This window comes from Acinetobacter sp. NRRL B-65365 (genome assembly GCF_001605865.1).
In the GTDB taxonomy this organism is placed as follows: Bacteria; Pseudomonadota; Gammaproteobacteria; order Pseudomonadales; family Moraxellaceae; genus Acinetobacter; species Acinetobacter vivianii.
The window spans coordinates 94,481-115,206 of the sequence record NZ_LRPD01000006.1; the positions used below are offsets into that span (position 1 = coordinate 94,481).

A 20,726-nucleotide genomic window follows, 5' to 3' on the forward strand; every position below is an offset into this window, starting at 1 on the left:
GTAAACATATGACTGAAACGACTCCACCACAAATCAATCAAAAATTGCAAATACAAACATGGTGGTTTACTGCATTGTTAATCGCAGTCAATGTCGGATTATTTGGCTGGCAAATTCTTTCAGGGGTGAATATTACCGACCCTGCCCCTGTTGATGCAATCGCTTGGGGAGCAGATTTTACACCGCTCACCTTTACTGGGCAGGCAGAACGCTTGTTCACCAGCATGTTTTTTCACTTTGGCCTGATCCATTTAATGCTAAATATGTGGGCGCTGTATATCTTTGGCAGTGTGGCAGAACAATTATTTGGTCGAAGCTATTATATCGGTTTGTATTTTCTGGCTGGCCTCATGGGCAGTGTCTTGTCCAGTTATCTGAGCATCCGTGATGGCTACGAACTTTTACAACATTTTGATCCGAAATTACTCCCGCATATCAGTGCAGGCGCCTCGGGTGCCGTGATGGGACTGGGTGCGGCACTCACCGTCATTTCCCTGTTTCCACCTTTGCCACAGCAACGCTTCTTGCTGGATAAAAAATCATTATTAATGATTATGGCAATTAACCTTGTCTTCGGTTTTACCGTTTCAGGGATTAATAATGCCGCACATATTGGTGGCATGATCATGGGTGCATTGCTAGCCGTGACATGGTATTTCAGCCAGAAAACGCCAAGAAATGCACTGGCTCAAGTCATTGCCTTGATGATGGGTGCCTTACTGCTCAGCGCATTCTATTTTTATTGCACAGAATTAAGCACAGGACTCAATCCTCTCTGGAATGAAATCCTGCGTCAGAACCAGCTTACTTTTTAAGACTGGTTCATTTCTCTTAAACTTTGTAAGGGCGGAATATCGCATAAGTAACTTAAGCGATAACGCCCGATCAAGGTACAAATCAACATCATACTCAACGGTAGAATCAACCAGATCTCAGCATGCCACTGAATGGCCATTTGCATCTTGTAACTGGCAATCGCGCTGATCACCTCTGCAAACAGACAGGCCACGACACCCGCCAACAGACCGATAAAACCAATCTCCAGACTGAGCATACGTTTTAATTTATTCTTGGCAACGCCAAATGAACGCAATAAAGCCACCTCTTTACGGCGCTCATCCATTAGTACATTTAAACAGGCAATCAGTACCAGTACACCCGACAAACCGACCAGCATGGCTAGAACCGTGACAATCTGCACCAGTACATTGACCAGACGTTTCACCTCTTCCAGAATACGCCCGACATCAATAAATACCGTGTTGGAAAATTGCTGAATCAATTGCACCATTTTCGGCTGATCCGCTGGCGGCACATAGAAGCTTCCTAAATAACTGCCCGCATTCTCATCCATGGTTTGTGGTGAAAAAATAAAGAAGAAATTAGGACTAAAACTTTCCCATTCCACGCTACGCAGATTGATGACGGTCGCATTCATTGGCCCTTCGGGTAAGCTAAAACTGAGTTGATCCCCAATCTTGATCCCAAGTTCAGTGGCTAATTTTTCTTCCACAGACACCTGACCAGTCTGGGTAAAATGAGGATTACCCTGCGTAATCACATTATCTTTCGGATACACTGCGGCTTGAGTCAGATTCAATTCACGACGCAACGAATTATTTTGTTTTACCAGTTCTGCTGCAAAAGGCTGACCATTTTTGGCCACCAGTCGGCCCCGAATATTCGGATAAAGCGGAGTGGACTGCCATTTATTTTGCTCAAGCTGCTGTTTCAACTGAGGCATATCAAACGGCGGTAGGCCATAAACAAATTGATTCGGTGTCCCTTCTGGCAATTGTTGCTGCCAACGCTCCAATAAATCTGTTCTTAATACACTCAATACCGTAATCAAGCTCAGGCCCAAAGCGAGGGCTGTAATCTGTAAAGCAGTTTGATGTGGAATCCGTACATAGGCTGATACAGGATGTTTGAGCTGTTTGATCGCTTTTAACAGCAACCAGATCACGGCAAAAAGCGTCACACACAAAATCAAGATCGCGGCTAAGACCGATAGGCTTAACTGTAAATTATCACTGAGCACCAAACTAAAAATCACCAGACTGGCGATACCGACTGCGAACATGGCGAAATACGACTTACGTGAACGCTCCTGCTGACGGATCACACGAATCGGCGGTGTATTTAATAACTCCCAGATACTTGGCAAGATAAAACCAATCAGCACCATCACACTGGTAAAAATGGCGACTGGCAAGGCAAACAGCAAATCAGCCAGCGCAAAGCTTAATTGTAATTGTGGAATCAGCTGCAACATCAACTGCAATAAACCATAACCTAATGCAATACCGATCAGACTACCCAGCACAATCGATAAAGCACTGACAATTCCAAGCAAGGCCAGATAAGCCAGCAAAATCTGTCTCTTACTTGCTCCCAAACAACGCATCAGGGCAATATGGTCCTGATTCTGTTGCACATAACGTTGACTGGTCAATGCTATCGCAATACCACACAGCAAAATGGTTAACAAATTGGCAAGCTGTAAAAAAGTATCCAGATTTTCAATCGGTTTCATTAAACGCGTATTGGATTGGCTGGCATCGCGTAATTTCAACGAACCTTGCTCACCCTCGCCCAACTGCTGATCACTCGGTTGATCAAGCGTTTGTTCATGCTGTGTTTGCTGCCTGAAGATTTTTTTAAATGCCTTGATCTGTTCAGGCGGCCCTGCCATCAATAACCGATACTCAATCCGGCTACCGACTTGAACGGCATTGGTTTTGGCAATATCTGCCTGATGGATAATCACTGTCGGTGAAAATCCTGAAAAGCCAAGCTCCTGATTAGAATCATGTTCGATGATCCCCGTCACTTTAAACTGCCCATCCGCAATCGCAACCTGATCCCCCACTTTCGCCTGTAGAAGATCAGCTGCACGAGGACTCAGCCAGACCTGTCCAGTTTGAATACCTTGTGACTTGGGCTGAATTTCCAGTTCTCCCCGTAATGGAAAATGCGCATCAACCGCTTTGACATTGACCATCACAAACTGATCCGAGGTATGCGCCATCGAACTAAACACGGTCACAGCGGCCTGTTGCAAATCCAGTTTTTGTGCTTGCTGTAACCATTCGGTCTGAATTGGATCTTGATCGTATAACACCAGATCCGCAGCCAACATTTCAGCGGCCTGTAGGGTCACGGCATTTTGTACTTGGGTATTACTGAACTTAAGTGCTGTGGTCGCACTAATTGCTAAAGAAAGTGCAATGATTAATAAATATAACCCACCCGTACGGAAACTTTGCAGCAACAGCGGCTTGAGAACTGAACTCATAAGCCCACCTCGAGCTTTACAATTTCCTGAATCTGACCATCAGCCAGTTTGACATGACGTTGACACAAAGCAGCCAGATTCTGATCATGCGTCACCAGAACCAAGGTTGTTCCTAATTCTTTATTGAGCTCAAATAATAGCTGTTCAATTTCTTCAGCCGTTTGTCCATCCAGATTACCCGTGGGCTCATCGGCAAAAATAATTTTTGGCTCTGCAATCAATGCTCTGGCAATCGCAACACGCTGCTGCTCCCCACCAGAAAGCACTTTCGGTGTTTGCTGAGCCTGACGTACCAGCCCAACTCGCTCTAACCATGCCAATGCTTTTTGTTCTGCCTGCTTGAAATTAAAGTCAGGTTGTAAGCGTAATGGCAACATGACATTTTCCAGTGCACTGAGCTGCGGCAATAGCTGAAAAGACTGAAATACAAAGCCGATATTTTCCAGACGAACCTGCGCGCGCTGTTCTTCCGACAAACTATGCACCGCCTGTCCACATACCCATAACTCCCCAGCACTGGGACGATCAAGTGTTGCCAGAATACCCAACAAGGTCGATTTTCCTGAACCTGATCGACCTGTAATAGCAATCTGTTCACCTTGATAAATTTCCAAATTGATATCTTTTAAAATCGTTAAACTTTGCTGATTAATTTGAATATTTTGTGTAACTTTTTGGGCAGAAATAATCGGTTGTGGCATGATGTCACGTATCCTTTAGGACAAATTTGAAGTGCAATGCAAATATCTAAAGTTATCTTGTCAGTATCTAAAACGCTTGCAATGATCAGTGTCTGTTTGATCCCGACACTGGTTTCAGCAAAGACTATTTTGATTTTGGGTGATAGCCTGAGCGCAGGTTATGGCATAGATGCAAAACAAGGTTGGGTTCACTTATTACAACAACGTTTAGACCAACAGTATCCGAAACAGCACAAGGTGGTCAATGCAAGTGTCAGTGGAGAAACCACCAGTGGTGCGCTGGCAAGACTGCCAAAATTATTGCAAACCTATCGACCAGAAGTGGTAGTGATTGAACTGGGTGGCAATGATGGCTTACGCGGTCAGCCCCCACAAATGATCCAAAAAAATCTTGCCCAACTGGTGCAGCTGAGTCAGAAGCAGAAAGCCCATGTTTTACTGTTTGGGATGAAAATACCGCCTAACTACGGCACAGCCTATAGCAAGGCTTTTGAAAATAATTACAAGGTGATCAGCCAGCAATATAAAGTGAAATTACTGCCTTTCTTTCTTGAGGGCGTTGCGGGACAAAAACACTTGATCCAGAACGATCAGATTCATCCAAATGCGAAAGCACAGCCAATGATGCTGAATCTGGCGTATCCTTATATTAAAGGTGCGTTATAAACTGCGCCTTCAACTCAATAGACGATTTCAACTGATCTTTTTTTTAAAATAAACCACACGTTCGGTTTCCTGAAAACCCAGCGCGCGATGCATGGCATGACTGATCGTATTATCAATTGCTGCGTCTGAGGCAAATTCGGTGCAGGAAAATTGCTTTGCCCAGTCTTCTACTTGCTGCACCAAAGTGGTAGCAACACCTGAACGTCGATATTCAGGCAAGACATAAATGCCTTCCAGAAAAGCCACAGGTGAGGTTTGTGTGCCATTTACATATTCATATCGAATCGACGCTTCCAGCATGGCAATTGCTTGCTGCTGATCGTTATAACTTAATACTTGCAAAGTATGTGGTTGTTCGAGTAGCTGCCGCATTTCCAGTAAATGTGCATCTTCATCATCAGGCCAGAGCAATATTCTTAATTGCAGCCAGTCGGCCAATAACGACTCGGTTACAGGCATGATCTTCATATCGATTCTGCCCTTTTGCTTCACTTATATTTCTAATTCAATAAAAAATTTAAATTTATGCTTCAAACAGCGAAATTAAGGCGAGTTAAAACTCGCCCTGATTCTTAGAAATCAAAAAAAGAAACTTCACCTGTTTCTAGCGAATATTCTGCCCCAACAACAATCATTTTGCCCTTTTCAATCAGGCTTTCCAGCACAGCAGAGCCATGACGGAGCTGATTCACAGAAGCAAATACATTTGAACGTACCGCATGCGCAGACAATTTTTTCAAATCATTTTTGAGTTCGGTTTGCATCAAGATTTCAACCGACGGACGGACACGGTTTACGATTGACATTAAATTCGATGAAGGCGGCTGATCAGGGTTCATCAAGGTATCAATCGTGGCTTGAATCGCACCACAATGACTATGACCCAGTACCACCACAACAGCACAATCATAACGCTCTGCTGCAAATTCAACACTGCCGACCTGTGAAGGCGCCACAATATTGCCTGCCACACGAATCACGAACAAGTCACCCAAGCCTTGGTCAAAAACCATTTCAGCAGGTACACGTGAATCAGAACAGCCTAAAACAATTGCAAAAGGATTTTGATCACTTGCCATCTCGGCACGTTCTTGATGAGATAACAATCTTTGTTGAACTGCCTCTCCTTTTACAAAACGGGCATTACCAGCTTTTAAACGTTCTAATGCTTCTTGTGCGGTGAGCATGTGTGTATCCATGTGTGATTGACCTAAGGCAACAGTTTAATGTGCGCCCGTTTGAAAGTCACTGACAAAAATAGAAACGATCAGCATACTTGCTAATCTTTTGAACCGTAAAATAGCGGAAAATTGCTGATTTCATTGGCAAGAATTTCCATACATCTGTAGATTATGCAAATGACTCGCGTCGTCTCTTCCTCAATAATCAATTGGTTTAAAAATAGATCAAGGATTGAACAACGATGATAAATACCCGACTTACCCAACCTTTTCGTAAGGCTTTTGGCGCTGCTTTGCTGGTCTGTAGCTTAAGTACACTAGCAGTGAGTACAACTCAAGCGGCCGAAATAGAAATGAATTTTCAAAACCTGTTGCAACAAGAGCGTGCATGGGCTGGCTTACAAACCAAGACCTTAAAAGTAGGTGACATCACTTGGTCGTATAGTGAAGGCGGTCAAGCGGGTAAGCCAATCGTCATTTTAATTCATGGTCTTGCAGGCAGTCGTGACAACTGGAACCGTGTTGCACGCGCCCTCACGGCAAACTACCACGTCATCATTCCTGACTTACCAGCCAGCGGTGAAACATTAGTACCTAAAGATTTTGACTATTCTGTTCCGAATGTCACAGAGAAATTACGCCGTTTTGTAGAAGCTGCCAATCTGACAGGCCCAGCGCATGTTGCCGGTCATTCACTGGGTGGTTCTATTGCCATGCTCTATGCAGGCCAATATCCTTTTGAAACCAAAAGCCTGTTCCTGATTGATGCGGCGGGTGTCTATAAGGCAGCGACCACGCCTTATTTAAAAGATCCAAATCAGGTGAAAAACATGATTGTGAGCAAGAAAGGAGATTTCAATTTCCTGATGCAACAAGCCATGTTTACTCCGCCATTCATTCCAAAGGAAATTGCTCAGGCGCAAGAAAAAATGATGATTGGTCAGGTTGAGCAAACCCAGAAAATGGTCGATCAGGTGATTGCCTTAAATAAGCTCTATACGCCTGATTCATTTGCCTTACTGGCAAGATCAATTGACGCACCGACCCTGATTTTATGGGGTAAGCAAGATAAAATCGTCAATGTTGAAGTCGTCCCTGAGTTAAAAGCATTACTAAAAAATGCCCAGACACCGGTTATTCTGGACAATGTCGGTCATATGCCGATTCTAGAAGCAGATCAACTGGTGGTTCAGCAGTATCTACCTTTCCTCAGCAAGATTCAGGCACAAAAATCTGCTGCGGCTCCAGCGCAATAAACTTAATTTAGCGATTTGAGAATATATGTCTAAACATCCAATGATAGAACAACTGATTGATGCACAGCTCGACTTTCTTGAGCATGAGTTTGCACAACCAGACACCATTCAATCTGAATTTAAACAGTTCTATCATTGGTTGCGTTTACAGCCGTTACAGCAGATCTGGTCTTTTGAACAAATTTTTAACCTGATCGAAAAACAGATTCTTGCGACACCCGTAAGTGCATTTCTGGTTGAACAGATTGCAGAACATATTCGTTTTGCCCTGATTCACCCGATTAATGACCAGACCACGATTGAAGATGTTATTCCTGTTCTTACCGTCGATTCGATTGCCCAGTATGTTGCCAGTAAAAGTGGGCACCGCCAGCGTTTAATTAAAACCGTGGTGAATAATCCCGCGTTCTCAGCATTGATTACCCAGTTAATCCAGCACTCGATTCAGGATTATCTGGATAATTCCGTCATGTCGAAACGCGTCCCAGGTGTCGGACATTTTATGAAAATGGGAAAATCTGTTTTAGAAACAGTAACGGATTCCAATCTGAATGAAACCATTGCGCATTATTTACAAAAGAATATTTTAAAAATCAGTCAAATGAGTGAAAGAGTGCTGAATCAGCATTTTAATGATGACAAGCTCTATCATTTTCAGGCCAATCTCTGGCATAAAATTAAAGTCATGCCCTTATCGGTCTTGCGTAATTATGTAGAAGTACAGGACTTACCAAAAACCGTCGAGATGGGACATGAGATTTGGGATCATATTCGTCAAACGCCCTATCTAAAACAACAAGTACATGATGGTGTGTATGCATGGTATGCACGTAATCAGGAACGGACTTTTGATCTTTTATTACGTGATCTGAATATTGATGAAGCCCTGATTGAAAATGAACTCAGCCATTTACTTGCGCCTGTACTGCAACAGGTGATCGAAACAGGTTATTTGCGTGAGCGTGCTCGCGTATATTTAGAGAAGTTTTATTATTCGGAACAAGTGGCGCATATCTTAAAAGTAGAAGGATAAGGCTTTGCAACCCTACCCTTCAATTTCAATTGATGTCTTAGAAACTATAAGTCACACCAAGATTATAACGGCGACCATCTAACACATAGTTATAGGTCGCAGTATCAATCTCCTTATCAAATAGATTGTAGATCCCTGCGGCAACTGCAATATTTTGCGTTGGCTTATAATTTACCCCAACATCTACCATCGTATAAGCAGGTTTACCTTTTGCCATAGCAGTACGGCTTAAGTAATCCGATGTCTTACTACGGTAATTCACACGTCCCCAGCTTGAGAACTGATCGTTAATTTCCCAGTCTGCGGTTGTATTGAACATATGTTTAGGCATTTCATTTAAAGGCTTGCCTTTATTCGCGCCACTCTTTTGTTCAGTATCCGTGAAGGTGTAATTCGCACTCAAGTTCACATTTGGTAAGACTTTCCAGCCAAATGTTGCTTCTGCACCACGCATATTGGCTTTATCAACGTTCTCACGAAGGCTGACAAAGTCAAACTTCTCACCCAACCAGTCACAGCCCATTGACCCAGATGCCCCCTGACAGGTTCTGATTTCAGTGATCTTGTCTTTAAACTCACTATTGAATAGCGTAAGGCCCGCAGTCAGGTTATCTAAATTGTCCCAGTTAAAGGACATTTCATAGTTCACACTTTTTTCAGGTTTTAAATCAGGATTACCGACAATCACACCGTTACTTTGTCCACCACCTGTTGCCTGCCCCCATTCAGCAACGGTCGCACGCAGTGCTGGTGTTTTATAACCCGTTGAAACACCACCTTTAATGACCCAATTATCATTTAAGCCCCATACTCCGTACACTTTCGGGCTCCAGTGATCACCAAATTTTTCATCTTTATCTAAACGTAGTGAACTGGTTAAAGTGAAGTCATCGACAATATTCCATGCATTTTCAGCGAATAATGCCCAGCTATAACGGTCAAGATTGGAAACAGGTTTCGCTCCACCGACACTTAACTGGTTACCTTTGTCATCTAATTCTTCTTTGAGGTACATCCCGCCAAAACTCAGACTCTGACGACCAAAGTTAATTTTATTGATGGTATTAAATGTGGTGTTGGTCGCTTCCATATTACGTGACGGGTTTTCGTTTTCTTCACGCTGAATATAAGAATGTGTTTCTACTGCACCAATTTTGCCACGATGCGTCAAACTATACTCTGTACGATAGTAATCTGTGAGTGAGTTTGCTGGTGGGTTTCTGCCCGTTTGTATGGGTGAAATACTCTTACCAACAGTTGCATCACGGTTTTGAATCGAACGTTGATATTCCAGATCAATGGTGTGATCATCATTTGGGGTCAGACTAAAGGCAGCTCCGCCCGCACGAATTTTTTGCTTACTATAGCCACCATAGATTTCATCTTCATCACGTTGAGAATATAAGCCATTGGCTTTAAACGATAAAAGATTGGCGATCAAAGGCCCTGCAATGTAAGCATTGGTTTGATATTGATTACCTGAATCAGAATTTTCCTGCAACGTGGTATCAAGCTTAATGGAACCCGTCCATTCAGTTACATTTTTCTTGGTAATAATGTTGATGACACCGCCCATTGCATCTGAACCATATAAGCCAGACATTGGTCCACGGATCACTTCAATACGTTCAATGGCGCCAATATTCGGTAACCAGCCTTGTTCAATACCCGAGTTGTCGCTATTTGGGCGTACCGAACGTGTATTTACTTTTTTGCCATCGACCATAATGACCGTATACGCACTGCCCATACCGCGGATACTGATATCACTTGAACTACCGCCCCCTGTTACGACCACGCCAGGTACATCTTTTAAAGCATCGGTTACATCACGATATGCTTTTTTATTAATTTCTTCTTGTGTGAGCACAGATATAGATGCTGCTGCTTTTTTAATGTCCTGTTCAAATCCACTTGCTGTAACAACAATCTTTTCCAGTTGTACAGCCTCTTTATTCGCTTGAATTTCTGCTGCGTGTGCAAGCGCCATCATACCGCCCAATACGGAAATAGTGAGGAGTGATTGACGTGCTATTTTGTTGGACATATTCCCACCCGATTCAGAGATATCTTAAAGATTGCTTAAAATTTATGGGAATTCTAACAAAAAACAAATAAAACTCAATACAAATGATAATTATTATTATTTATAAATTCATTTTTCATTCACATTGTTTGCTTATCAGTTTAGGAAAACAAGTTTAACTTTTTAATTTTCAGTCAAAAACAATTCTCTCAATCCATTAATTTTATTTAAGAATAATATGAAATTCTTATATAAAAATATGAAGATTAAGCTTACATGATTTTGTCATTCTTATTGCAATCATCAACTGAATAAAGATATTCAAATTTTTAGGCATTTTATGCTTTAGATGATCTCTTTAAAATTATGATACTTTTCTAGTAATTTTTTATAATTGTTACATCCATTCGTTGCTTGAGCAAGTTGAAAAGATCTACAGATGTATAGACTCTGTTTCAACTTGCTTACAGCATCGTTACTTAAGCTGGAATTTGCTGGGTAATACAGTGAATATTTCCACCACCCAGTAAGATTTCTCGCGCTGGTACTCCTGTGATGAGATAGTCTGGATACATCTGCTGGAACAATGCTTTTGCCTGTTCATCGGTACGTTCATCCAATAATGGGAAAATAATCTGCTGATTACTAATCAGATAGTTCACATAAGAACCCGCCAAACGATTTCCTTCAAAACGTTCAATCGCATTGCCCTTATCAACATCAATCGTCTCATTTCCACTGGCATAGAGTGGGCCCGGTGATGGTAACTTCCATACTTTCAATTGGCGGCCTTTCGCATCTTTCGTATTTTCAAGCACTTTCAATGCGGCTTGTGAACGTGCGTATTGCGGATCATCGATATCATCTGTCCAGTGCAATGCAACTTCACCCGAACGAACGAAACAGCACATATTGTCGACATGCCCATCGGTTTCATCATTAAATACACCTTGAGGCAGCCAGATAAAAGTCGTTACCCCGAGACATTCTTGCAGAATATTTTCAATCTGAGTCTGAGACAGATGTGGATTTCGATTTGGATTGAGCAAGCATTCTGCTGTAGTCAATAACGTTCCTTCTCCATCGACATGAATTGCGCCGCCCTCTAAGATCAGCGGAGTCGAGTACGTCTCAATGTCATGCTGAGTAGCGATTTTGCCTGCAATCAGTTGATCTTGATCCCATGGGAAATACAATCCACCATTTTCCCCGCCCCAAGCATTAAACACCCAATTAATGGCTTTTTTCTGGCCTTGTGCATTCTTGACAATGGTTGGCCCCGTATCGCGTGTCCATGCATCATCACTTTCCATTTCAACCAGAGTCACCTGTGCAGGCATAATCTGACGTGCTTTTTCCATTTCAGCTTGAGGAACCGCCATAAATACTGGCGTTTTCTGAGCAATTGCAGCAGCAACCTGTGCAAAAGCCTGTTGTGCAGGCGCACCATTTCCACGCCAGTTATCTGTACGATAAGGCCAGACCATCCATACAGCTTCTTGTGCAGACCACTCGCCGGGCATGCTAAAACCTTGCTGATTTGGGGTTGTCGCATTCTGTTCCATATATTTTGTCTCCATATTTTCAAATTTTTAGAAATCAAATCTTCAATGATCAAATCAATTGATTAAAACGGTTTAAGTCGTGGCCCCGAACGAAAGTGGCTGTTTGCGGATACGCTTATAAAGCAACAGTAAAACGCCAGCCAATAACCACACGCCACCAAATTCCAGCGCTGATTTTTCCAGATGTACCCACAAACCTAATAAGCACAACACTGAAGCCAGTGGTAGTAATAGATTGGAGAAAATATTTTTTAAACCTGCGCGCTCTTTACGTATCACAAAGAATTTCATGAATACAGAAAAGTTCACCATAGTGAAGGCAATCAAGGCACCAAAACTCACCAGACTCACCACGGTTGCCAGATCAACGGTAATCGCTAACAGAGAAATCAAGCCGACGAAGAAGATCGAATATAACGGCGTACCTAATCTGTGATTTACATAACCGAATATTTTTTGGTTAAACACGCCATCACGTCCCATGATATAAAGCAAACGCGAAGCGCTGGCATGAGAAGCCAAACCAGAGGCAAATGCATTCATGATCTGTACGGTAAGTAAAGCTGACTGAAAAAATACGCCCCCGACAAAGAGTGCAATTTCAGGTAAGGCTTCATCTGGATTTTTAAACTGTTCCAATGTCGGAAAGGACAATTGAACAAACCAGGAAACCGTAATAAAAATAAGGCCGCCTAATAATGTTGTGAGCATAATTGCCCGAGGAATGGTCTTGGTCGGATTGCGGCTTTCATGGGCTAAGGTCGATACTGCATCAAAACCTAAATAAGAGAAACATACCAATGACACGCCTGTCAGCAAGGTTAGATATTCAGGATTGCCATTAAATAATGGTGTCATTGTCGCTAGGCTTTGATATCCCTGTGAATGCCCCATTCCAGTAACCACCAGAAAAATAAACACCAGCATCATTGAAATCGTGGCTGCAATAAAGATAAAGCTGAAGTTCGCCAGAATATTGATACGAAAGCTGTTGATTAGCGTAATGATCCCGACCATGATCACCACCCATGTGGTATAGGCAATGTCAGGCATCAATGCATGGAGATAAAAGGACGCGAGTAAAACATTAACCAGCGGAATAAGTAGATAATCAATAAGCGAACACCAGCCCACAAAAAAACCCGCTGTCTTGCCGCATGTTTCAGTGGTGTAGGTATACGCTGACCCTGATTTTGGTGTCAGTTTACTAAAGCGTGCATAGCTAAATGCCGTCAATAGCATTGCAAACAAGGCCAAGATATAAGCCAGAGGAACCCGTCCCTCAGTGACTCTTGAAATAATACCAAAGGTATCAAATACGGTTGCTGGAGCCATATAAGCCACACCAATGACAACGACTTGCCATAGTGAGAGCCCTTTTCGTTTGTTTTCGCTTTCCATGCACGTTTCTCCTGCATCAATGCAAATATTTTCGCAGTACTTTTTTATTCATCTTGGATGGTGCTATTGAACAGAGAAGTCCCTTTCCCGATTCAATCAGCAGTTGGAAAAATTAGAGCGTAATCACGTTTTCTTCGAGATAACTTTGCATCCCCGACTGCCCTAGTTCTCGCCCAATGCCACTCTTTTTGAAACCACCCCATAACGAGCCAGGTTGAATCATTTGATGGGAATTAATCCAGATATGACCAGAGCGAAGTCGCTTGGCAATTTTTTTACCATGCTCCAAAGACCCTGTGATGATGGTTGCAGCCAGACCAAACTCAGAGTCATTGGCGAGGCGAATAGCTTCTTCTTCAGTTTCAAAGCTTCGACAGCAAATCACAGGGCCAAAGATTTCCTCTTTCCACAATCGACTGTCAGTCGGAACATTGACAAAAACATGAGGCTGAATGAAAAAGCCTTTTTCAGGCACAGCAATTTGCTCGAAATCAATTAAAGTTTGAAGTTTTTCGTCTTTCGCAATACTTAAATACTCACGAACTTTCTGGAATTGCTTTTGTGTGGTCATCGGCCCCATTGCAAATGGACCGCCCAGATCAGAACCCAAAGTGATTGATTCCACCGCAGCTTTAAACTTCTGGTAAAAGCGTTCAGCAATCGATTGATGCACCAGTAAACGTGAGGTCGCAGAACACATTTGACCACTGTTATAGAACATGCCGCCGAGTGCTTTATCGACTGCTTCATCCAGATCTGCATCTTCAAAAATAAGGATCGGCGATTTTCCGCCGAGCTCTAATGTGACGCGTTTAACCGAACGGGCTGCGGCCTGCATCACATGAATGCCTACCTCTGTGCTACCAGTGAAAGAGACTTTATTCACCTCTGGATGTGTCACCAAATGCTGCGCAGCAAATGCATCTCCCAAAATCAGGTTAAATACACCCTGAGGAAACTGGATCTGATCCAACAGCTGAGTAAATGCATATTCAGGCAAAGGCACCAACTCGGAAGGTTTAAAGATGAGCGTGCAACCTGCAGCAAGGGCCGGTGCGATTTTCCATGCGCTGGTGATTAACGGGAAATTCCACGGCGTAATTAAAGCAACCACACCGACGGGATTTTGCTGATGCGTCAGTTCAATACCACCGTCACATTCAGTCACCTGACTAAATGCAAAGTTTTTGACTAAATTGGCATAATAGCGGTAGCACTTAATGCTGTTGTCGACATCGACTTGTGCTTGTTCCGAAGATTTACCATTGTTACGGTGGGAAAGTTCAATCAAGGTATTTTTTGCTGCTTCAATCGCATCGGCAATTTTATTTAGCCAATTCGCGCGTTCCGCAGGGCTTGTCAAACTCCAGCTTTCCAGCGCCTGTTGCGCAGCAGCCACGGCAGCATCTACATCCTGTGGGGAAGCCGTAGTAAATCGGATTAATTCCTCTTCACTGCCAGGATTGACCACCGTAATCTGGGATGTTCCTGTCGTGTTTTCCCATTTTCCATTGATATAATTCTTCATCTGCTTGCTCTCATACGGGTACTAAAACGGATTCATCGTGACTGCCCACAGGATTTCAGCCTGCTTCATGTCAATCATTTCCGCTTTATTCCTCATTCATTCCATCGACATCATCTGTTGCTCTCCCGCTACTTCTATCGATCAGCGAGACTCAACTCACCCCGCAAGGCAAGTTGATTTTTCATTGGGAAACAAAGAGATTCGGCTTATAAATGACCTTCAGCTTTTAATTCCTGAATCGTATTCTGAATCGCATGACGTAAGGTTTTCACAGCAAAGTCAATTTGATCACGTGTCAGGATTAATGGTGGAGACAAGACATTCATGTGACCCACTGGACGAACAATCAAACCGAGTTTTTGGCAATGGTTCGCAATACGTTTACCGACGCCAACAGAACGGTCAAACAGTTCTTTGGTTTCTTTATTACGTAAGTTTTCGATACACATCATGAATTTTTTGCCGCGTACTTCACCGACAATTTCCAGATCCGCAAGCGTCTTTAATTGCTCTTCAAAGTAAACGCCCATGTCTTGAACATGTTCACAAATCTTTTCTTTTTCCAGAATTTCAATATTCTTCAGTGCAGCAACACAACTCACTGGATGGCCTGAATAGGTAAAGCCATGCGTCAGCAAACCACCTTCATGATGCGGCTTGCTGATGGCGTCATAAATCTCATCAGAAATAATGGTTGCACCTAAAGGTAAGTAGCCTGAAGAAAGCCCTTTTGCACAGGTAATAATGTCAGGAACAATGCCAAACACGGCTTCTGAAGCAAACATATGACCTAAGCGACCAAATGCAGTGACCACCTCATCAGACACATACAGAACATTGTATTTCTTACATACTGCCAAAGTTTTGGCATGGTAGCCTTCTGGTGGAACAATCACCCCGCCCGCACCCATGATTGGCTCGGCAAAGAAAGCAGCCACATTATCTGGGCCAAGTTTCAGAATCGTATCTTCCAGTTCCTGAACCTTTTCATTACAGAAATCTTCCATCGACTGCGATGCAGGCTTGCGGTATGGATTTGGGCATGACACATGGTGAACCAGTTCGTTGTGAATTTCGAAACCGACATGATCGGCTTCAATTCCCGTCAGGGTCATACTGATGTAGGTACTACCGTGATAAGCATCTTTACGGGCAATCAATTTTTTCTTGGACGGCTTACCAATCTGATAGAAATAGTGGTGAATTAAACGTACCGCCGTATCATTCGCCACCGAACCGCCACAACCATAAAACACATGATTCAGATTACCCGGTGCCAACTCAGCAAGTTTAGCGGCCAACTTGGCTGCTGGTGCTGTGGTTTGATGACCAAAAGGCGAAAAGTAAGGTAATTCCATGATCTGTTCAGCAACAGCATCCGCAATTTCTTTACGACCATAACCGACATTGACACACCACAGGCCGCCAATACCATCTAGATATTTATTACCTTGTGCATCATACACATAGACATTTTCACCTTTAGACATAATTAAAGAACCTTCGTCTTTAAATGTCGAAAAATCGGTCCAAGGGTGAATCACATGATCCTTATCTTTTTGCCAGATATCCTGAATATCTACTTCTACTGGTAATTTTGAGTTCATCTTCTATCCATCCATCTTTATTACAATGCTCCATTCCAGCAGCATGCATGTCTTACACATTGTTAATTTGTTGATAATTAAACTGTTGCTGTATTGTTTTGAGCGACTTGTGCGGCTGACTGTGCGTCATAATTTAAAATGGCATTCAGCAGCACATCGGCACCTTGAGCGGCATCTTGCATATAAATATCTTCTGCCTCGTTATGGCTTAAACCATCAATACAAGGAATAAAGATCATGGTCGTTGGACAATGTTTTGCGATATTGATTGCATCATGTCCTGCACCACTCACTATTGTCTGGTTGCTATATCCCAAGCTATTTACCGCGTCTTGAACTGTTGCAACGCAAGTCGAATCAAAATAAGTCGCTGGACTCAGCCAATGTTGAGATACGCGAACTTCCAGATCTCGTTCCATCGCTAGACGAGATAAGATTGCTGTTGTTTCGATTTCCATTGCTTTCAGTGCTGCATCATCTGGATGACGTAGATCAATGGTCCACTGAATCTGTCCTGGGATGGTATTTCGTGATGAATTGGCGACCTGCATTTCACCAAACGTCACCAAGCCTTGTGGGAATTTCTCAAGAATGCATTTTTCAATCGCGACAATCATTTCTGCCGTGCCGACCATAGTATCTTTACGCATATTCATCGGAGTCGTACCAGCATGCGCAGCTTTACCTTGGGTTTCGACATCTAACCAGAGAATGGCTTGACCACCTGTCACCACGCCAATCGAGATCTGGTTTCTTTCCAGTACTGGTCCTTGTTCAATGTGCGCTTCGTAATAAGCCTGAAATGGACGAGCCAGTGGGTAATCGCCCATTTGCCCTGTACGAACCAGCTCCGAATAAACAGAAATACCGTTTTTATCCTTGGTGTCATAGACTTGCTGTTTAGGTAATACGCCAGCGAATGCTGCGGAACCCATCATTGCAGGAGTGAAACGTGCACCCTCTTCATTCATCCACACCACCAATTCAAGTGGATGGTCAGTAACAATATTCTGTTCTTCTAAGCGCTGTAACACTTCCATGCCAGCCAGCACACCATAAATTCCGTCAAAGCGACCACCCTTTGGCTGGGTATCTAAATGGCTGCCCATAGCGATAGGTAATGCGGTTTGGTTTTGCCCTGAACGGCGTAAAATCAGGTTACCAACTTCATCATAATGAATAGAAAGATTAATCTGCTTGGCCCACTCAAGCAGTAAAGCCCGGCCTGAAATATCTTCATCCGTGAGCGCCAATCGTGTATTTCCGCCTTTCGTAGTCGCACCGATCTTCGCCATATCCATGAGCATCTGCCATAAGCGCTCTGCATTCACTCTCATTGTTTTAACATCCCTTTTATCGATATATTTTAAATATCACTTTATTCACGCTACTTTGATTAATTCTTCAATTAAAAACGAGTGCCAATTCTTCCAAAAAAACAGGTACCAATTTAAGTATGAATGAATAAAAAACAATTCCTTTTGTTTTTCAAACAAATAACCAGAGCATTAAACTAATCTTATTTTGAGAAAAATCAATTTATTTTTATTAATTTTTTAGTCTTTTCCAGCACCACCTAAACCCGAACACAAAACAGCCAAAATGTTTTATATATAAAACATTTTGGCTATAGATCCACCTCAACTACATTTAAAACATAAATAATTACATACTAACCAATAGCATCTTATTTAATAATACAAAGCTTCATTTTTAAATTAAAAAAGTTTAGTTAAACTAAAAACCACCGTCTTATCCGCACTTGGTAGATCTTTATTAATATTTGCATTGGCATAATAAAGATCCAAGATAAAATCATGATAGTTAAAATCCAGCCCTATTTTATAATCATAAAAATGACTTTTCTCATCAGTTCCCCAAAGCACGGCATAGGCATTTTTATTTGCGAACTGGTTATAGGCCACTTGAGTATATATATTCCATTGTTCCGCGACGGGATAACGATAGCCAGCCTCATAACGCAGCATTTTACCTGTTTCAAAGGTATAATCAGGTGTGTAATAAAAAGACAGGTTGAGCTCATCCTGAGCATTGAGTAAATTTGAAGTCATCAATCCAATTGAGTATTCCTCAAAATCGACACGAGGCAGCGTCTTATCTTCATCAGGATAGTTCACATCCAGATATTGCAAATTCAGCTTTAGATCATTATTTATTTGATAATTATAGCCAATATAATAATCCAGCTCTAAACTACTTCCTATATCTAGCTGAATATTCGATGCAAAAAGTTGCGTATAAAATCCAGAATCATGATCGAGCCTTAATATTCCTTGAACAGCAGGTTTTCCTTTGGTTTGCGTCGTCCCTCGCCAATAATACTCTGTTAAAAATGCAAGCGAACCACTGACTAAAAAACTGTCCTTATTATCACCCTGATCATGATCAGTTGATTTTGCATTTACTGGTGATATTAACATAGATGCAATTACCGCTAAAATCCATTTTTTATTGATCATCCATTTATTCCATTAGCATATGATTATTTTGAATCTTGATTATGTTGTGCACATTTTATAAATCGAGAACCAATTTTCAAAAAATCAGAAGAGCCATTTATTATTTTATTTAAAATACAAACAATTAAATAAAAGTAAAAAAAAGAAAGCCATCAGACTTTCTTTTTTAAATACATTTATTTATTTTTACTTAATTTACCATTATATACCTGTTTTCCAGCGAACCAGGTTTCGGCAACTTTCCAGTCCTTAATGTCTTTGTTGAGTGGTGTTTTCAAAGCATCCTGTAAGACCACAAAATCAGCCCATTTCCCGACACTGATACTGCCAATCTCATCGCCCCACCCTGCAACATTGGCAGGTGCTTGGGTATAGGCATATAAAGCTTCATCCAGACTCAAAGCGTTGTCGCTATAACGGGTTTTACCCTGATACTCACGAAATACCACATCGCTGAGCTGCAACATTGGATTTTCAGATGCCGTAGGCCAGTCACTTCCCAAGACCATGGTAGCGCCACTACTGAGCAAAGATTGCCAAGCATAACTATATGGCGTACGCGCCTTACCCAAACGGGATTCCTGATAATTACCTGTAATAGCATGATCAGGCTGCATCGAAGCCACAACACCTAGCTCCGTAAAACGTGGAATAGCGTCTTTAGATAGAACCTCAATATGTTCAATTCGATTAGCAAATTGGCGATGTTTAGGGCTATTTTCAATCGCATTCAGGGCCATATCCACACTCTTATCGCCAATCGCATGAATCGCGACAGGGAACCCGACTTCATTGGCATTTTTCACTGAATTATTCAGATCTGCCTGTGACGTAATTGGGGCAATATTAAAATGATGACGATCTGCATATGGCTCATTCAGTGCAGCGGTATAATTCATCAATGTGCCATCGACAAAATATTTCATATACGCAAAACGGAACTGTGGTCCTTTTTTCCACTGCTGTTCTTTTTGTATAAATTGCTGATTCAGTTCATCACGTTGCTTCGCATAACGCTGGAAATCAGCGGGCGTTACCTGATCATCACCCGCCATTAATCCAAAACGGATACGCATTGGTAATTCCTGTTTCGACTCCAGTAAAGCAGGATAAACCGTATCTAACTCAGTCCACATATCATGTACAGAGGTAATGCCTAAGCTATTAAAATGCGCAATGATCTTTTCAACGACTGGCAGTGCCGCTTTTCCTGACAGTAAGGCACTGGTATATTTAGGATTTCCTAGAATCAGTTGAGTACCCGCAGTTTCTTTAAAAATCCCGGTCGGCTCACCTGTCTGTGGATCTTTGACAATCTCGCCACCCTCTGGTGATTTGGTATTTTTATCAATTCCCAGCACTTGCATCGCCTTGGTATTGACCCAGACTGTGTGATAATCAATATCCTGTAACACCACAGGACGATCTGGAGCAATCGCATCCAGCTCCTGACGGGTTGGCATATGATCATCTTTCAGGCCCGTGATGTCCCAGCGCCCTCCCATTAACCAAGCGCCTTTCGGTAATTCTTTATCTCTTTTGGCAATTAATTTAAGCCATTCCTGACGATCCGTGATTCCGAATAGATCAACACCGTCCCATAATTCCAGACCGCCCAACAAATGGGTATGTGCATCGGTTAATCCTGGAAGGACTGTTTTACCTTTTACATCGATAACTTGTGTCTGCTTGGTCGCCATATTCTGGATATAGGTATTATTGCCGACAGCCACAAACTTTCCATCTTTCACGGCAAATGCCTGTGCTTTTGGCTTGGCTGGATTTGAGGTTCGAACATCGGCATTTAACACAATCACATCCACTTGTGGCGTTTGCGCATAGCTTGCCAAGCTCATGACACCGATACTGATACCTAACACTAATTTCTTATTCATAAATCCCTTACGTCCTTATCCAAAATTATTTTTGTGCTTTTTTATTCTCTTTGCTTTCTTTATAAAACCTAGAACCAATTTAGCTAAAA

16 protein-coding genes are annotated in these 20,726 nt (G+C 42.3%); 4 read left to right on the forward strand and 12 right to left on the reverse strand.

The window, feature by feature from the left end; genetic code table 11:
- Positions 1-8: 8 nt before the first annotated feature.
- Positions 9-815: a rhomboid family intramembrane serine protease gene (locus AWW72_RS03965; RefSeq protein WP_062846520.1), complete on the forward strand. Its 807-nt coding sequence runs from the start codon at positions 9-11 to the stop codon at positions 813-815.
- Here AWW72_RS03965 and AWW72_RS03970 read toward each other — a convergent pair.
- Together AWW72_RS03970 and AWW72_RS03975 are read right to left on the reverse strand one after the other, a co-directional pair.
- Positions 812-3,298 (reverse strand): ABC transporter permease, encoded by a 2,487-nt coding sequence (locus tag AWW72_RS03970; RefSeq protein ID WP_062846521.1) that lies wholly within the window; start codon positions 3,296-3,298, stop codon positions 812-814. The two genes, AWW72_RS03965 and AWW72_RS03970, sit on opposite strands and share 4 nt — an antisense overlap.
- Entirely contained in the window at positions 3,295-3,999 is a 705-nt protein-coding gene (locus AWW72_RS03975) for an ABC transporter ATP-binding protein (protein WP_005259040.1), read from the reverse strand. Before AWW72_RS03975 ends, AWW72_RS03970 begins: the two co-directional genes overlap by 4 nt.
- A 42-nt stretch (positions 4,000-4,041) precedes the next feature.
- On the opposite strand from AWW72_RS03975, the gene AWW72_RS03980 reads away from it, so the two are divergent.
- Entirely contained in the window at positions 4,042-4,665 is a 624-nt protein-coding gene (locus AWW72_RS03980; protein WP_171066973.1) for an arylesterase, read from the forward strand.
- Positions 4,666-4,692: 27 nt separating this feature from the next.
- Here the strand turns inward: AWW72_RS03980 and aac(6')-I are convergent, their stop codons facing one another.
- Together aac(6')-I and AWW72_RS03990 are read right to left on the reverse strand one after the other, a co-directional pair.
- Positions 4,693-5,133, reverse strand: coding sequence for an AAC(6')-Ighjkrstuvwx family aminoglycoside N-acetyltransferase (gene aac(6')-I, locus AWW72_RS03985; protein ID WP_062846522.1), 441 nt, complete (start codon positions 5,131-5,133; stop codon positions 4,693-4,695).
- 104 nt (positions 5,134-5,237) lie between these two features.
- The gene (locus tag AWW72_RS03990) at positions 5,238-5,852 is read right to left on the reverse strand and encodes a carbonic anhydrase (RefSeq protein WP_032810306.1); all 615 of its coding nucleotides are present in this window, start codon (positions 5,850-5,852) and stop codon (positions 5,238-5,240) included.
- Positions 5,853-6,088: 236 nt separating this feature from the next.
- Between AWW72_RS03990 and AWW72_RS03995 the strand changes: the two genes are divergently transcribed.
- Both AWW72_RS03995 and AWW72_RS04000 read left to right on the forward strand, forming a co-directional pair.
- Positions 6,089-7,102: an alpha/beta fold hydrolase gene (locus AWW72_RS03995; protein WP_062846523.1), complete on the forward strand. Its 1,014-nt coding sequence runs from the start codon at positions 6,089-6,091 to the stop codon at positions 7,100-7,102.
- A 25-nt stretch (positions 7,103-7,127) separates the two neighbouring features.
- Positions 7,128-8,135 carry a hypothetical protein gene (locus AWW72_RS04000; RefSeq protein ID WP_062846524.1) on the forward strand — a complete coding sequence of 336 codons (1,008 nt, stop codon included), beginning with the start codon at positions 7,128-7,130 and terminating at the stop codon, positions 8,133-8,135.
- Between the two features lie 37 nt (positions 8,136-8,172).
- Here the strand turns inward: AWW72_RS04000 and AWW72_RS04005 are convergent, their stop codons facing one another.
- The 8 genes from AWW72_RS04005 to AWW72_RS04040 all read right to left on the reverse strand — a co-directional run bounded on the left by AWW72_RS04005 (position 8,173) and on the right by AWW72_RS04040 (position 20,637).
- Complete coding sequence (locus AWW72_RS04005; RefSeq protein WP_062846525.1) at positions 8,173-10,182, reverse strand: ligand-gated channel protein; 2,010 nt, start codon at positions 10,180-10,182, stop codon at positions 8,173-8,175.
- Positions 10,183-10,640: 458 nt separating this feature from the next.
- On the reverse strand, positions 10,641-11,726 hold the full coding sequence (gene aguA, locus AWW72_RS04010; RefSeq protein WP_062846526.1) for an agmatine deiminase: 1,086 nt from the start codon (positions 11,724-11,726) through the stop codon (positions 10,641-10,643).
- Between the two features lie 72 nt (positions 11,727-11,798).
- Complete coding sequence (locus AWW72_RS04015; RefSeq protein WP_062846527.1) at positions 11,799-13,127, reverse strand: APC family permease; 1,329 nt, start codon at positions 13,125-13,127, stop codon at positions 11,799-11,801.
- A gap of 112 nt (positions 13,128-13,239) precedes the next feature.
- Positions 13,240-14,655, reverse strand: coding sequence for an aldehyde dehydrogenase family protein (locus AWW72_RS04020; protein WP_062846528.1), 1,416 nt, complete (start codon positions 14,653-14,655; stop codon positions 13,240-13,242).
- 206 nt (positions 14,656-14,861) lie between these two features.
- Entirely contained in the window at positions 14,862-16,262 is a 1,401-nt protein-coding gene (locus tag AWW72_RS04025) for an aminotransferase (protein ID WP_004770335.1), read from the reverse strand.
- 77 nt (positions 16,263-16,339) lie between these two features.
- On the reverse strand, positions 16,340-17,599 hold the full coding sequence (locus AWW72_RS04030) for a Zn-dependent hydrolase (RefSeq protein WP_062846529.1): 1,260 nt from the start codon (positions 17,597-17,599) through the stop codon (positions 16,340-16,342).
- 381 nt (positions 17,600-17,980) lie between these two features.
- Entirely contained in the window at positions 17,981-18,742 is a 762-nt protein-coding gene (locus AWW72_RS04035) for a TorF family putative porin (RefSeq protein ID WP_062846530.1), read from the reverse strand.
- Between the two features lie 176 nt (positions 18,743-18,918).
- On the reverse strand, positions 18,919-20,637 hold the full coding sequence (locus AWW72_RS04040; RefSeq protein WP_062846531.1) for an amidohydrolase: 1,719 nt from the start codon (positions 20,635-20,637) through the stop codon (positions 18,919-18,921).
- Positions 20,638-20,726: the final 89 nt, after the last annotated feature.

What these genes read in the sequence shown, in the direction of transcription:
- AWW72_RS03965 (WP_062846520.1), top strand. Translation starts at nt 9, where the DNA reads ATGACTGAAACGACTCCACCACAAATCAATCAAAAATTGCAAATACAA.
- AWW72_RS03970 (WP_062846521.1), bottom strand. Translation starts at nt 3,298, where the DNA reads ATGAGTTCAGTTCTCAAGCCGCTGTTGCTGCAAAGTTTCCGTACGGGT.
- AWW72_RS03975 (WP_005259040.1), bottom strand. Translation starts at nt 3,999, where the DNA reads ATGCCACAACCGATTATTTCTGCCCAAAAAGTTACACAAAATATTCAA.
- AWW72_RS03990 (WP_032810306.1), bottom strand. Translation starts at nt 5,852, where the DNA reads ATGCTCACCGCACAAGAAGCATTAGAACGTTTAAAAGCTGGTAATGCC.
- AWW72_RS03995 (WP_062846523.1), top strand. Translation starts at nt 6,089, where the DNA reads ATGATAAATACCCGACTTACCCAACCTTTTCGTAAGGCTTTTGGCGCT.
- AWW72_RS04000 (WP_062846524.1), top strand. Translation starts at nt 7,128, where the DNA reads ATGTCTAAACATCCAATGATAGAACAACTGATTGATGCACAGCTCGAC.
- AWW72_RS04005 (WP_062846525.1), bottom strand. Translation starts at nt 10,182, where the DNA reads ATGTCCAACAAAATAGCACGTCAATCACTCCTCACTATTTCCGTATTG.
- aguA (WP_062846526.1), bottom strand. Translation starts at nt 11,726, where the DNA reads ATGGAACAGAATGCGACAACCCCAAATCAGCAAGGTTTTAGCATGCCC.
- AWW72_RS04015 (WP_062846527.1), bottom strand. Translation starts at nt 13,127, where the DNA reads ATGGAAAGCGAAAACAAACGAAAAGGGCTCTCACTATGGCAAGTCGTT.
- AWW72_RS04020 (WP_062846528.1), bottom strand. Translation starts at nt 14,655, where the DNA reads ATGAAGAATTATATCAATGGAAAATGGGAAAACACGACAGGAACATCC.
- AWW72_RS04025 (WP_004770335.1), bottom strand. Translation starts at nt 16,262, where the DNA reads ATGAACTCAAAATTACCAGTAGAAGTAGATATTCAGGATATCTGGCAA.
- AWW72_RS04030 (WP_062846529.1), bottom strand. Translation starts at nt 17,599, where the DNA reads ATGAGAGTGAATGCAGAGCGCTTATGGCAGATGCTCATGGATATGGCG.
- AWW72_RS04035 (WP_062846530.1), bottom strand. Translation starts at nt 18,742, where the DNA reads ATGATCAATAAAAAATGGATTTTAGCGGTAATTGCATCTATGTTAATA.
- AWW72_RS04040 (WP_062846531.1), bottom strand. Translation starts at nt 20,637, where the DNA reads ATGAATAAGAAATTAGTGTTAGGTATCAGTATCGGTGTCATGAGCTTG.